The sequence below is a fragment of the Sporosarcina sp. ACRSM genome (genome assembly GCF_022346545.1).
Classification (GTDB): Bacteria; Bacillota; Bacilli; order Bacillales_A; family Planococcaceae; genus Sporosarcina.
The window spans coordinates 152,479-167,132 of the sequence record NZ_JAKRNU010000002.1; the positions used below are offsets into that span (position 1 = coordinate 152,479).

Genomic DNA, 14,654 nt, shown 5'->3' on the forward strand with positions numbered 1-14,654 from the left:
GTATTGAACAATTAGAATGTAGCTTCTTTCATAAGTGTTTCACTCATCATTTTTTGTTCAAACCATTGAATCTTATCCCGTAATTTCACGACTTCCCCCACGATGATCATACTTGGATTTTGGATATCGGATGCCTTTGCGATTTCAACGATTGTCGAGAGTGTGCCCGTTATCGTATGCTGTGCTTCCGTCGTTCCCCAATGGACGAGCGCAACCGGGGTATTTGCCGATCGGCCATGTTTGGTCAGTTGTTCACAAATATAAGGGAGATTGCCGACCCCCATATAAATCGCTAGCGTATCGATTCCTTTCGCGAGGCTTTCCCAATGGATCGCATCATCTTTTCCGGCACGCATATGACCTGTCACGATTGCGAAGCTCGAACCCAATTCACGATGTGTCACCGGGATGCCGGCATATGCCGGAGCAGCAATTCCGGAAGTGATGCCAGGAACGACTTCATATGGAATTTTATGATTGGCCAGCACTTCCGCCTCTTCCGCCCCTCTTCCAAAGACGAAAGGATCCCCCCCTTTCAATCGTGTAACCACTTTGCCTTGTTTTGCATATTTCACTAAAAAGTGATTGATCGTGTCTTGAATCATGGCATGGTAGTTTGGTAGTTTCCCGCAATAGATCAAGTCCGCCCCGGGTTTTGCATACGTTAACAGCTCTTTATTGATCAAGCGATCGTATAGGATGACATCCGCTTCTTGAATGCATTTCAGACCTTTAACGGTGATCAAATCAACATCGCCGGGTCCAGCGCCAACCAAATATACTTTCCCCATCTTCTTCTCTCCTCTCACCGTTCGCCAACCTTTTACGAATGGATCAGTTCTTTTTTCAAACCTTCTATCAATACTTGAATCACTTCCGGACGGCTGAAAGTTGCAGGAGGGTGTTCCCCATTGCGAAGCATTTCACGCACCTTCGTTCCGGATAAGATGACATGTTCTGCCGCATCATGCGGACATGTCTTTGGCGTTGCCATACTTTGGCACGCATTGCAATAAAAACTATGTTCAAAGAATAGCAACGTAATCCCCAGCTCCTCCGTCGTAAACTTGCTGAAGATTTTCTGCGCATCGTATGTGCCGTAATAATTACCTACACCGGCGTGGTCCCGACCAACGATGAAGTGAGTGCATCCGAAATTTTTGCGCACCATCGCGTGGAAAACCGCTTCCCGAGGTCCCGCATAGCGCATCGCCGCTGTAAAGACTCCTAAGAACACATGGTCTTTGGCATAATAATTTTCAAGTAACACCTCGTAGCTTTCAAGGCGCACATCCGCTGGAATATCGTCCGATTTTGTTTCACCTACAAGTGGATTCAAAAACAACCCATCAACGATTTCCAATGCTGATTTCTGAATGTATTCATGTGCCCGATGGACCGGATTTCTCGTTTGGAAACCGACAACCGTTTTCCAACCTAATGCTTCAAAGTTTTTCCGTGTTTCTTGCGGATCATAGAGATATTTCGAGAACTCATCGAGTGGTCGACGTTTAATGAGCGTGATCGGTCCACCCAAGTACACAGCTGGGCGTTCAAATAACTTTTTGACACCCGGATGCGCAAGATCGGTCGTTTGATAGACATGTTGTGCTTCTTTCTCCTTATCCGGCTTGTAAATATCGGAAACTTCGAGGATCCCATAGGCCTCGCCATCACGAACCAATTTGACAAGGCTACCGATTGAAATCTGCTGTGCATTTTCCTCTGTTGTCGGCAATGTGATCGGAATAGTCCACGGTTCACCCGTCGATAATCTCATTGTCTCTACTACTGCGTTATAATCTTTTTCTGTTAGAAAACCGCTGATTGGGCTATACGCTCCCGTACCGATCAAATCCAGATCGCTGCTCGCGATTTCATCCAGTTCAACCGTTACAGTCAAGCTATTACTATCGAAATCCGGATTCCATCGATTGATTAACGTCCCGCCGTGTGGTGTGCTTAAACTCATGTCAATTCCTCCATTTTTATAGAAACTAAAACTTTCTTTATTCGTTACCTGCGGCTGGCTGATGCAGACCGCATTCCGTTTTTGTCTGATTGGCCCAACGCCCTTCACGCGACCCTGTTGTGGTATCTCCAGGCAATGTACATGGTGCGCAACCTATGCTTGGAAACCCTTGATCATGTAACGGGTTATAAGGCAATTGGTGTTCCTTTACGTAATCCCAAATATCTGTCCACGTCCAATGGATAAGTGGACAAATTTTCACCGATTGGAACGTCTCATCTTTGTTGATGAAGTCCGTCTTGCTTCTCGATGCTGATTGTTCACGACGCAGGCCGGACAACCAGGCTGTTGCGCTACTCAACGTCTCCCGAAGGGGAATCACTTTCCGCATGTAACAACAGCGATCCGGCTGCCTTTCCCACATGTTGTCTCCGTATTTTTCGGCTTGTTGTGCAACGGTCAGTTCCGGCTTTTTCATTTCGATGACCAATTGAGGATAACGTTTTTGCACTTCGTCAATTAGCGCATACGTTTCTTTGAAATGAAGACCCGTATCCAGAAAGACGACATGAGCAGTCGGTTTTATCTGCGAAATGAGGTCGATCATCACAATCCCTTCAACACCAAAGCTACACGCATACACTAATTTCTCGTCGTACTCGTCATATGCCCAGCGCAGGACATCCAGTGCCCCTTTGGACGGATCATCCGCAATAAAATCCCGTTCCTGATCCGTCCAGGTATCATAAGTTAACATCGCGATATTCGCTCCTTTCATCATTTGATAACTTAGAAATCCCTTTCTTTAAATGCTAGATAATTCCCCTAATTCCCTCTTGTCATTTTTAAAAGAATAAACAAACTTTTAATATTTTAAAAAAGGCGACTTTAACCGAACAGTGATTAAAGTCGCCTCTAGTTTTTCTAGTCAGCGAATGGTTAGTTGCTATATTCTGATAAGGAAAGGCTTCCGGTTATCCGGTCAGCCAGTTGTTATTGATTATAATATCTAGATAATTCCTATATGTCAAGTAGGTTTTAAACTAGTTTATTACACATTAGAGAAAATGTTTCCTAGGAATCTTCAAATATACCCATTATCACTTAAATAATCCAGAATCAGATTGACAGCTCCCTTAACGTCTAGCTGATCTGTATCAATGACGATCTCCGGGTTTTCCGGCTCTTCATAAGGGGCATCAATTCCTGTAAATCCTTTGATTTCGCCTGATCGCGCTTTTTTATAAAGACCTTTCGGATCGCGTTCTTCACAAGATTCCAAACTAGCCTTGACATACACTTCGATGAACTCACCGGGTTCCAGTAACTCCCTTACTTGCCCACGATCTTCCCGATAAGGAGAAATAAACGCTGTTAACGTCAGTAAACCCGCGTCAATCATCAACTTAGATACTTCACCAATTCTTCGGATATTTTCAGTTCGATCCTCTGGACTGAAACCCAAATTCTTGTTTAAGCCGAATCGAACGTTGTCTCCATCCAACCGGTACGTGTGGATCGATTTTTGGTGAAGTACGGTTTCCAATGCAACCGATATTGTTGATTTCCCCGATGCAGATAAGCCCGTAAACCATAGAACAGCGCTTTTATGCCCTTTCGCCCGTTGTCTTTCCGCCTTTGTCACTTCTGATTCATGCCATACGATATTTGTTGATGCTGTCATTGTGATCTCCTCCTAAAACCAAATAGTATAAATAACGGTGATTGCCGTCACCATTACTAACAAACTTAAAGGTGTTCCAATTCGTACATAATCGAAAAATGTATAGCCTCCGGGTCCATAAACGATCAAATTCGTTTGGTAACCGATCGGGGTCAAAAAACTTGCGGATGCGGCAATCGTTACGAGAATCGCAAATCCCATCGGGTCCACATGCAATGTATTGGCCAACTCCAAACCGATGGGTAGCATAAGAACCGCAGCTGCACTATTCGTGATAAATTCGGTAAAAAGATTGGTCAACGTATAGAATATGATGATAATCCCGATGATGCCAAACGGTTCTCCGACTGTAATCAGCCCGCTTGCGAGCATATCTGCAAGCCCCGTTTTTGTCATCGCCACCCCAATTCCAAGTGAACTAGCAATTATGAGCAACACGTCAAATTGCATATTTTTCATAATTTCTTCTGCGTTGACGATTTTGGCAATGATGAGCAAAATAACAGCCAGTGCCATCGCCTCTAGCATCGAAAACAAGCCGAAAGATACAAACAAAATCATAAACACTAACAAAGCGATAGAAAACCAAGATTTCCACGAAAACCGATTCAGCACATCCGGTGTTTCCAACCTAGAAACAACATAAAAATCATTCGAACGCTCATACTTCTCTACAAAATCTGCACCTGCCAGCAATAGCAGTGTATCACCAGGCTTTACTAGTATATCGCTCACTTTACTTTGGATTCGTTCGTTATTGCGATGCAGGGCAATTACGCCTGCATCGAAGCGTGCCCGAAACTGGGATTGTTTGATGGACTTGGACAGCAAACCGGAACGGTGGGACACAACCGCTTCAACTAGATGTGTTGACCCATTTTTCAAATCATCCAATTCAAGATCAGTCCCGGTCCTAAGGGTCAATCCATTCATCTTCTGCAATTCCGCCATCGTCGAAATTTTCCCTGCAAAAATGAGCCGATCCCCTGCTTGAATGATTGTCGAATTCCGTACAGGTGAAACGCGTCCGCTTTCCCGGATGATTTCGATTAAATACAAACCTTCCAAATTACTTAGTCCTGCGGTCGCTACGCTTTGGTCAACAAAAGGATAATTCGTTCCGACATTCATTTCCGCAATATACTCTTTCGCACCCTCTTTCACTTGCTGACTAAACCCTTTATGGTCTGGTAACAGCCGTTTCCCGATCGTGAACAGAAAGAACAGACCGAGCACTGTAACTGGAATACCGACAGCTGACAGTGTAAATAGCGAAAAACCATCCAATCCATAGTCCAATAGCATCCCATGCACAACGATATTCGTCGAAGTCCCCATCAATGTAATCGTTCCACCTAAAATGGTTGCATAGGACAAGGGAATCAAAAACTTGGAAGGAGCGATTCCCCGCTCTTCACACCAGTTTTTGATCGTCGGTGTGAAAGTAACAACAATCGGTGTATTATTCAGGAATGCAGATAGCATGGAAATGGGTACAAAAAATCGTACCATAGCCCCTGTTTCAGTCTGACTTTTCCTTAACCATTTTTCTACGATATAATCCGTCATTCCGCTTTTTTGAACAGCACCTGCAACGATGAACAGCAAGGCGACGGTCATCATCCCTTCGTTTGAAAAACCGCTCAGCGCTTCCCGTGGCGTCAATATTCCGGCTAGTAATAAAATCACCAGCACAGAAAATATGATCATTCCCGGCCGCGCGATTTCAACGATTAAACAAACAAGCATCGAAACGATTAAAATAAGCACGAGCATCATATCCATATTCATCATCGAAAGCACAAATCTCTCCAACTCCTTCCCGACAGTTCTTCGATGACAAAAAGGCATCTTTCTAGCCGATCCAATTGATCGGTCAGAAAGATGCCTTTAGTTGTCTAATCGGCAATCACATGTATAAATCAATTTCGCCTCGGCGTAATTGCGTCCAGGTTTTGAATTGCGCTTGCGCAATTGACTCCTTTCAAAAACTGTGACATCCGCCGGAGGCTCAACTTAATTCAGCCAGGGCTTGAACCCCCACTGAATTAAATGCATTTCTAGCATTCATCCCGTCATTTATGAAAATGGGGACTTCTGTAGCTGACGCTTCGCTTTCAGTACAAAAAGATTTGCTGAAGCAAGTTGAATGATTCAGTCGAGAATCATATTACCGTAACCAAAATTCAAAGTCAATGACTTTTCAGTATATTTTTAAATTCATATAGGTTTACTATGAATACAGTGCTAAAAAATCCCTCGAGGTAGATGCTCAAGGGATTCGTCAGTTGATAAACAGTGGCGTCAATTGAACACGGGGAATGTCACAATAATAGCCACTAAAAATATGATCGCTAAATAATTCACTGAAAATAGGAACATCGTTTGCGCCCATTTCTTATCATCTTTTGTAAAAAAACCAGTGATGGTCGCAACTAACCACACTACATTCAACACGCTCGCCACAACCATGAAAGTTGTCCCAAGCGAACTTAATAAAAACGGCAATGGCATTAAACAGGCAACGTAAATGACCGTTTGCCGTTTTGTCATAGGGATGCCACGAACAACCGGTAACATCGCAACTTTTGCAGCCTTGTACTCATCGAATTTCTTTATGGCGATCGCAAAAGTATGAGGCATTTGCCAGATGAATAGCAACAGTGCAAATACAATTGGAACAATATGATAACCCGGTGCAATAGCCGCCCAACCAATCAAAGGCGTCACAGCACCGGAAACACTACCGATTGCTGTATTTAAGGTGTATTTCCGCTTTGACCACATCGTATATAAAATGACATACGTAAACCACCCGATAAACGCGTAAACTGTCGCTTCAATAGTTGTGAAAAGAAGAAGGACAAATCCGATTGCCGACAAAACAAGACCTATCGTCAAAACAGCTTTAAGTGGGAAATGTCCTGTGACAGTCGGCCGTTCTTTCGTCCGGTCCATTATTGTGTCAATGTCGACGTCATACCAGTTGTTGAGGACAAGTGCCCCTCCCATTACAAGTGTACTTCCAATGATTGTCAATAAAAATACAGACCAAGTTTCACTAAAGGCTGTATTTGTAAAATGTAGCGCCAACCAAAAACCAGTCAAGACGGGTAATACATTTAAAACGAGAACAAGTCCTTTAAATAAAGAAACGATATCCGCTAAAAGTGTTGACCCAGTTCGCTCATTTGACAAAGCAGCCATTTCGCCATTCCGCATAGAAGGCATTTTCTCTCTAACCATTTATCAATCGCTCCTCAAATAACGTCAGTTACTTGTTATTTCGATCCATATCGCCCCAGATCCATGATCCGCCGGAAGCATCACTTCATCACAGGGGAATTCCTCGACCATGAAGTTCATTTCACGATTTTTGTAGAAACTGACCTCTTCCTATCCATTTTACTATTACTTGTCAGGTATGACAAAGGAAAGATTCGTGACAAATTGACGACAGTTACATCAGCACAAAAAAACGACCTGAAAACCTATTTTAAAACGTAAAAAATCCAAAATAGGATAATTATACATTCCATGGTACAATCGAAGCATGAACATAATTAAAGGAGATGGAATTGTGCAAGGTTCAAAAGGTATATTATTAGAAAGTGGGACCAATGAACTTGAAATCATTGAATTCGAATTGGGGAATAACAGATTTGGCATTAATGTCATTAAAGTAAAGGAAATCATCCAGCCGATTCCTGTCACTTCGGTTCCACATGCCCATCCACATGTCGAAGGGATAATTCAATTACGAGGAGAAGTGCTTCCAGTTGTCAATTTGTATAAAGCTTTGGGATTAACGACTGCTCCGCATGATCCACAAGAAAAATTCATTGTTGCGGAATTCAATAAGCAAATGGTCGTATTCCATGTAGGAAATGTCACCCAAATCCACCGTTTTTCTTGGCAACAGATTGAAAAGCCTTCCGATATGTATCAAGGGGGAAGCTCGCAAATAATCGGTGTCATCAAATTCAATAACGATATGATTCTACTACTCGATTTTGAGAAAATCATGGTTGACATCAATCCAGAATCCGGTATCCGAATGGACGAGGTAAAAAAACTGGGTAAACGGGAGCGTTCCGAAAAGAAAATCATTGTGGCAGAAGATTCTCCCTTACTCCGTCAACTTTTAGCGGATACACTTTCCGAAGCAGGTTATGACAATCTTGAGTTTTTTGAAAACGGACAAGAAGCCTACCAATACTTGGAAAACGAAGTACAAGAAGGAACTATTGAAGACCATGTCCATTTAGTCATTACAGATATTGAAATGCCACAAATGGACGGGCATCATTTCACGAAAAAAATCAAGACCCATCCCGTTCTGGAAAAATTGCCTGTCGTGATCTTTTCCAGTCTAATAACGGATGATTTACGCCATAAAGGCAACCAAGTCGGCGCAATCGAACAGATCAGCAAACCCGATATTGCGGAATTGATTTTGAAAATCGATACACATATATTATAGAAGAAACACTGATTTTTCGAACCTCTTGTACGTAAAGATGGATAAGCATTAGAAAAAGTGATTCCCTTTTTCGGAATCACTTTTTCTTTTTATCTATTTAGATGCAAAATCTTCTTGGACATTTTACACATCGCCGGAGCGTGTATCACGTCCCAACTCCTTCCCCATCCCTTTCAGAAAATCCAATCCGAACTTAATGGCCCGATTTGTATCGGAATCATTCAAGGCGCCCATTAATTCAAAAATGCTCACTTTGTGCCCGTTATCCCGGTAAAGTTCAGCTTCCTCAAGTCCGCTCTTCACGCTTGCTCCAATTTTCGCGGTCACTTCCGGATCGATTGCAGCCACAACCCCGGATGCATTCAGCGCATGATTGATCAAATTGGTGACAGGTTCCCTCCCTGCTTGCTCGACTGCAACCTTCGCAAGTTCATCTTTCGCTTTCACCATCGCTTTTAATGCATCGAAAACGCCCGCATCATCCAGTTCTCCTGTAATTTCTAGTATTTTATTGAACACATGATCCTGCTCGGCGATCAATGACTGAAGCTCATCTATTTTTTGACGTTTGCTCTCCTCGGCTGTCAATTCTTTCTTTTTGATGGTCGTAATCGGTATAGCCATCGAACATCACCTTCCCTTATCCGTCAAATGGACATAATTCGGTCGCGCCCATTTCCGTTGTACTTCCACGCCGTTTTGCGGATGCCGTTTTTTGTTTCGATGATTTGTTTTAGGCAATGGACTCTCGCCATCTCTCTTCAAAACTTCCATTCGCACCATCGTTTGTTTATACGCCGGTGTATTCGTGCGTTGATCGACGGCAGGGCCGGTCAGGAAGTTGATGGCTGATTCTTTTTCAACCGAGTTCATCGGCAGGAAAAGTTCGTTTTTTTTCACTCGTCCCGTTACAAGTGCCGGCAATTTCAATGCGCCGAATGGGGAGATCAGACGAACGATCGAACCGCTTAACACCCCACGCTCTTTCGCAAGCTCAGGTGAAATTTCCACAAAAATCTCCGGCACTTTCGCCTGGATCCCATCTGATTTATTTGTCAGATTGCCTTCATGGAAATGCTCTAGCAAACGCCCATTATTGATATGGAGATCAAACTCATCCGGAAATGCAACAGGCTCCACCCAGTCAGAAAGGGCAAAGCGCGCTTTCTTATCCGGGAAGTTAAATCCGTCCGTATAGAGCAATGGTGTGCTTGCGCCATCCAAACTTCCCCAAAGGAAGCTATTCCATCCTTCAAGCACGCTGTAATCCGCTTGACTGAAGAGCGGAGACAAACTTGCCATCTCGGCAAAGATATCGCCTGGATGGTGATAGTTCCATTGTTGACCGAGACGGTTCGCAATCTCTTGGACAATCCACCAATCGGGCTTCGCTTGCCCCAGCTCCGGAAGCGCTTTGTATAAACGTTGCACACGTCTCTCCGTATTGGTGAATGTGCCATCCTTTTCAAGGGATGGTACGGCTGGTAAAATAACATCCGCATATTGGGCAGTTCTGGAGAAGAATACGTCCTGTACAACAAGAAAGTCCAGTTTGGAGAGGACGTCATGCACATAGTTTGCATTTGAATCGACGAGCGCCATATCTTCCCCGACGATATACATTGCTTTCATGATCCCGTCTTCAATTGAATGCAACATCTGGATATTATCCATTCCAGGCTTGCCTTCGATCTTGACGCCGTATGCATCCTCAAACTTTCCGCGTGCTGCATCATCTGTCACATGTTGGTAACCGGGCAACCAACCCGGAAGTGTTCCCATATCGCATGCGCCTTGTACATTATTATGACCGCGGAGCGGATAAGCACCTGCCCCTGGACGGCGATAGTTCCCCGTCGCAAGCAATAAATTCGAAATGGCGGCAGATGTATCGGATCCACCTGTGTTTTGCGTGACGCCCATACCCCAAAGAATACATGTACCGTCCGCATCCCGGATCATTTCCGCAGTCTGGATCAGCATCTCTTTGGACACGCCCGTCACTTTCTCTGCATAATCGAGTGTATATTTCGCAAGAACGTCTTTGAAATCCTCGAAATAATGGACATTTTCCTCGATAAACGATTGGTCATGCCAGCCGTTATCAATGATGTACTTGGTCACTGCCATAAGCCAAACTTGGTCTGTGCCTTGCTTCGGACTCATGAAGATATCCGAGCGTTCCGCCATCTCATTTTTCCGTAAATCTGCGACAATCAGTTTCTGTCCATGCAGTTTATGGGCACGTTTTACACGTGTAGCCAGAACAGGATGCCCTTCTGCCGGGTTTGCTCCAACAATGATGACAAGACCCGCTTTTGCGATATCTTTGATGGTCCCCGCATCCCCTCCCATGCCGACTGTGCGGAACAAGCCGTCCGTTGCAGGGGATTGGCAATAGCGTGAACAGTTGTCAACGTTATTCGTTTCAAAAACTTGGCGTGCCAGTTTTTGAATGACATAGTTCTCTTCATTTGTGATTTTTGATGAAGAAATGATCCCGACACTGTCTTTGCCATGCTCTTTTTTTATGGCGCCGAGTTGACGTGCAGCTAGGTCTAGTGCTTCTTCCCAAGTCGCTTCAACAAACGCATCCCCTTTGCGGATCAGCGGTGTCGTAATCCGCTCTTCACTATTGACGAAATCCCATCCGAATTTTCCTTTCACACATGTTGAAATCGCATTGACCGGGGCGTCCGAAACAGGTTGGACCTTCAAGATTTTTCGGTCTTTTGTCCATACTTCAAACGAACAGCCCACCCCGCAAAATGTGCAGACCGTTTTTGTCTTTTTTGTCCGCGTGTCGCGCATCGCCGCTTCAGCATTTGAAATGGCCATGATGCCGCTATAGCCCGGCTCTACATCCTTCACCAAATCGATCATCGGTGACAGGATTTCGTCTTTCATATCGGTCATGAATCCAGCTTCGCCTAGCATCGACTTTTCCATCAACGCATTGCAAGGACAAACAGTTACACAATGACCACAACCGACGCAGGAGGAATCATTGATTTTCGCTCCGCCATCCCATAGAACAATCGGGCGCTCTCTCTCCCAATCGATGGACAATGTTTCATTCACCTGTAAATTTTGACATACTTCCACGCATTGCCCACAAGCGATACACTGGTTTGGATCATAGCGGTAAAATGGATGGGTAAAATCCACACTATTTTCCGGACATTTCGGTTTGTACGGATATTTTTGGTGCTCAATCTCCATCAAGTCCACGGTATTATGTATTTTACAATTTCCATTATTATTATCGCAGACCGTGCAGTACAATAAATGATTCTCAAGAATCCGATCCATCGCTTCCGTCTGGGCTTCTTTCGCCCTCGGAGAGGATAGCGATATATCCATCCCTGAAATCGCTTTCGTAGAACATGCGCGAACCAGGCGTCCATCTACCTCTACGATACATGTGTCGCATGTCTGAATTGGATCCACTTCCGGTAAATAACAAATTTGCGGATGGGCAAATTGGTGTTCATTGATCACTTCAAGAATCGTCTTCCCTTCTTCGAAATGAAAAGCGGACCCATTAATCTTGACCGTCATGTTAACGCCTCCTTTTTAATCACCAATCAATTAAAGTTCAATAAAAAAACCACTATGAAAAAATACACCGACTTGACAAGTGCACTTCCATAGTGGAATAGTTTTCTAACAGGACATGCTAAACAACCAATCCAATTTTTAGGTTTATGTTTGATAATCTCAGGGCAGGTCATACCGCAAAATCATCTATAACTCTAGTATAGTGGATGTTGGTTGAATTAACAATCTGTTTTTCAAATATTGCAACAGCTATTTATACACTTCTGAAGGAGGAACCCATCCATGTCGAAAAAAATACATGAATTTAATGATATTATTAGAAAGTTACGCAAAGAATTATTCGGGAAAGGTCCTGAACGGATTCATACGGTCATCATGGACAACATGGTCATTTCCACTCTCTACGGAAACTTGACACCTACGGAAAAATTTATTGCCCAGACACCAGAAGGTAAAGAAATGGTACATGCGGCAAGAACCCGCATGATTCAAGATGTCTATGATAAAGCCCCTCCCGCAGGCATGGAGGAGCTGATCGGCGCAAAATTTGTCCATCTCTTTTCAGATATCAAGTTGCAGGATGATATCGCCATTTCCGTTTTCCTTTTTGATCGGTCGATTGAAGATACGGGAGGAGAGTCGAATGGATCTCGATAAAAAAAGGACCGTGTTTCGTTACACCAACGGACAATTTGTAGAAAAAATGGACCATGTTGTTACCGAACAGCCCATAACGATTCACATCAATGGACGTGAATTTGCGACAATTGTCTGTTCACCTCAATATATCGAAGATATGGTAGTAGGTTTTTTGGCATCAGAAGGCGTCATACCAAACTATCAAGATATTAAAGAAATTCGGCTTCAGGAAGAATCGGGATTTGTGCATATTGAAACGGAAAAGATGTATCCTTTTTATGAAAAAATGCTGAACAAACGCTATATCAATTCTTGTTGTGGAATGAGCAGGCAAGGTTTTGTTTTTGCCCATGATGCCTTAACCGCTAAAAAAATGAAAACGATCCATGTCACTCTCACTCCGGAAGATTGTTTTACCCTGATGGCACAAATGGACCAATCGGCAGATCTGTTCCACCAAACCGGAGGGGTTCATATTGCAGCGCTTTGTGATCCGAATGGATTTATCTTATCCCGGATGGACATCGGAAGACATAATGCGCTGGACAAACTTTACGGGCATTGCTTGAAAGAATCGATTTCCGTCCGCGACAAAGTTATCGTTTTCAGCGGAAGGATTTCATCAGAAATCTTATTGAAAGTGGCAAAAATCGGGTGCGAAATCGTTCTTTCCAAGTCTGCCCCGACAGAACGCGCTCTGATTCTTGCTGAAGAACTCGGCATTACGACTGTTGGATTCATCCGACAAAATTCATTTAATCTCTATACACACCCTGAGCGGATCATTGGAAAATAACAGCAAATTTCCATCAACCTTCAAAAACTGTAGTGACAAATAGATTAAAAGATGCTAACATGGCTGAAATATTAGAAAAAATATTCATTTATGCAATTAAAAGGTTTATCATCTCGTATTCTGTCTTCTGAAAATGGATTTGGAGATTACAGTTTTTTTCTGTTTAATTTCATATATAAATTAAGGAGGAGAAGGGATGAATGGGAAGAAAATGAAAAACAGATGGTTGATCGCCGCATCAGCAGTAGGGATTCACATTTCAATCGGGTCCGTGTATGCTTGGAGTAACTTTACGAATCCTTTGATTGAACAGTTCGGTTGGACCACAAGTCAAGTGCAACTCACTTTCAGTATCGCTATTTTATTTTTGGGTCTTTCTGCCGCCTTTCTTGGCCATTTCGTCGAAAAATATGGACCTCGAAAGGCGGGTATTTTGGCAGCGGTCTGTTTCGGAACAGGTGTAATTGGTTCGGGATTCGCTGTAAGCGCTTCCTCGTTGCCGCTACTCTATTTGTTTTACGGGGTGCTTGGCGGTATCGGGCTTGGTGTGGGATATATTGCGCCTGTTTCTACTCTCGTCAAATGGTTTCCAGACCGCCGAGGACTCGCAACAGGGCTTGCAATTATGGGGTTCGGTTTTGCTGCCGCCATTAGTAGTCCGATAATGGAAGCGTTGATCACTTCAGTCGGACTTCAAAATACCTTTTATATTCTCGGTTTTTCTTATTTAGTCATCATGATCTTATCTTCTCTCTATCTTGAAAAACCTGAAGAAGGTTGGGCGCCTCCCGGTTTTATCGAAAAAATGAAGTCCGGCAAGGTGGAACAAAAACAGGATTTAGCTCAATTGACTGCAAATGAGGCAGTGAAAACGAAACGTTTTTACTATTTATGGTTCATGCTCTTTATTAACGTCACTTGCGGCATTGCCATACTATCCGCAGCCAAACCGCTTGCCATCGATAGTATCGGCATGACAACGATTCAAGCGGCTGCACTTGTCGGTGTTCTTGGCATTTTCAATGGAGCCGGGCGACTCGGTTGGGCGGCTATTTCTGACTATATCGGCCGGCAAAACACATACACCGCCTTTTTTGTCATCCAGATTCTTTTATTTGCCCTATTGCCTTCTACGACTAACGCAATTCTGTTTCAAGTCATGTTAGCCATTATTTACACATGCTATGGCGGTGGTTTTTCATCTATTCCTGCATACATTGCCGACATTTTCGGAACGAAACAACTTGGTGCCATCCATGGCTATATTTTAACAGCTTGGTCGGCCGCAGGACTTGCGGGGCCTATGTTCGCCGCTTGGATGAAAGATACAACGGGAAGTTATGAAAGCAGTCTCATCTTTTTTGCCGGTTTATTTGTAATTGCACTCGTCATTTCCATTTTGATCCGTTTTGATATTAAAAAAGTGCGATTGGAAAGCGAGAGAAAAATATTCGAACCTACGAAAAAAGTTATCAGTAATTGATACAATTAAAATACGAGTGCCCAGTAAACTGACTGG

Annotated in this window: 12 protein-coding genes; 4 read left to right on the forward strand and 8 right to left on the reverse strand. The window is 43.5% G+C overall.

Annotation, left to right across the window (positions count from 1 at the left end):
- Positions 1–11: 11 nt before the first annotated feature.
- The 6 genes from cobA to cyoE all read right to left on the reverse strand — a co-directional run bounded on the left by cobA (position 12) and on the right by cyoE (position 6,902).
- Entirely contained in the window at positions 12–791 is a 780-nt protein-coding gene (gene cobA / locus MHZ95_RS04545) for a uroporphyrinogen-III C-methyltransferase (protein ID WP_239389343.1), read from the reverse strand.
- A gap of 32 nt (positions 792–823) precedes the next feature.
- On the reverse strand, positions 824–1,972 hold the full coding sequence (sat, locus tag MHZ95_RS04550; protein ID WP_239389344.1) for a sulfate adenylyltransferase: 1,149 nt from the start codon (positions 1,970–1,972) through the stop codon (positions 824–826).
- Between the two features lie 37 nt (positions 1,973–2,009).
- Positions 2,010–2,729, reverse strand: a complete 720-nt coding sequence (locus tag MHZ95_RS04555; protein ID WP_239389345.1) for a phosphoadenylyl-sulfate reductase — start codon at positions 2,727–2,729, stop codon at positions 2,010–2,012.
- A 327-nt stretch (positions 2,730–3,056) separates the two neighbouring features.
- Positions 3,057–3,656: an adenylyl-sulfate kinase gene (gene cysC, locus MHZ95_RS04560; RefSeq protein WP_239389346.1), complete on the reverse strand. Its 600-nt coding sequence runs from the start codon at positions 3,654–3,656 to the stop codon at positions 3,057–3,059.
- 12 nt (positions 3,657–3,668) lie between these two features.
- Positions 3,669–5,447: an SLC13 family permease gene (locus MHZ95_RS04565; protein WP_239389562.1), complete on the reverse strand. Its 1,779-nt coding sequence runs from the start codon at positions 5,445–5,447 to the stop codon at positions 3,669–3,671.
- Positions 5,448–5,960: 513 nt separating this feature from the next.
- Positions 5,961–6,902, reverse strand: coding sequence for a heme o synthase (cyoE, locus tag MHZ95_RS04570; RefSeq protein ID WP_304648878.1), 942 nt, complete (start codon positions 6,900–6,902; stop codon positions 5,961–5,963).
- Positions 6,903–7,236: 334 nt separating this feature from the next.
- Here cyoE and MHZ95_RS04575 point away from each other — a divergent pair, with 334 nt between their 5' ends.
- A complete protein-coding gene (locus MHZ95_RS04575) occupies positions 7,237–8,139 on the forward strand; it encodes a chemotaxis protein (protein ID WP_370642899.1) in 903 nt (300 codons plus the stop codon).
- 123 nt (positions 8,140–8,262) lie between these two features.
- Here MHZ95_RS04575 and MHZ95_RS04580 read toward each other — a convergent pair whose 3' ends face one another.
- Together MHZ95_RS04580 and fdhF are read right to left on the reverse strand one after the other, a co-directional pair.
- Entirely contained in the window at positions 8,263–8,763 is a 501-nt protein-coding gene (locus MHZ95_RS04580; RefSeq protein ID WP_239389348.1) for a helical membrane plugin domain-containing protein, read from the reverse strand.
- 6 nt (positions 8,764–8,769) lie between these two features.
- Positions 8,770–11,700 (reverse strand): formate dehydrogenase subunit alpha, encoded by a 2,931-nt coding sequence (gene fdhF / locus MHZ95_RS04585; protein ID WP_239389349.1) that lies wholly within the window; start codon positions 11,698–11,700, stop codon positions 8,770–8,772.
- A 282-nt stretch (positions 11,701–11,982) separates the two neighbouring features.
- Between fdhF and MHZ95_RS04590 the strand changes: the two genes are divergently transcribed.
- The 3 genes from MHZ95_RS04590 (at position 11,983) to MHZ95_RS04600 (ending at position 14,618) form a co-directional block, all read left to right on the forward strand.
- Positions 11,983–12,357 (forward strand): Na-translocating system protein MpsC family protein, encoded by a 375-nt coding sequence (locus MHZ95_RS04590; protein WP_239389350.1) that lies wholly within the window; start codon positions 11,983–11,985, stop codon positions 12,355–12,357.
- Positions 12,344–13,135: a formate dehydrogenase accessory sulfurtransferase FdhD gene (gene fdhD / locus MHZ95_RS04595; RefSeq protein WP_239389351.1), complete on the forward strand. Its 792-nt coding sequence runs from the start codon at positions 12,344–12,346 to the stop codon at positions 13,133–13,135. Before MHZ95_RS04590 ends, fdhD begins: the two co-directional genes overlap by 14 nt.
- A 211-nt stretch (positions 13,136–13,346) precedes the next feature.
- Positions 13,347–14,618, forward strand: coding sequence for an L-lactate MFS transporter (locus tag MHZ95_RS04600; RefSeq protein ID WP_239389564.1), 1,272 nt, complete (start codon positions 13,347–13,349; stop codon positions 14,616–14,618).
- Positions 14,619–14,654: the final 36 nt, after the last annotated feature.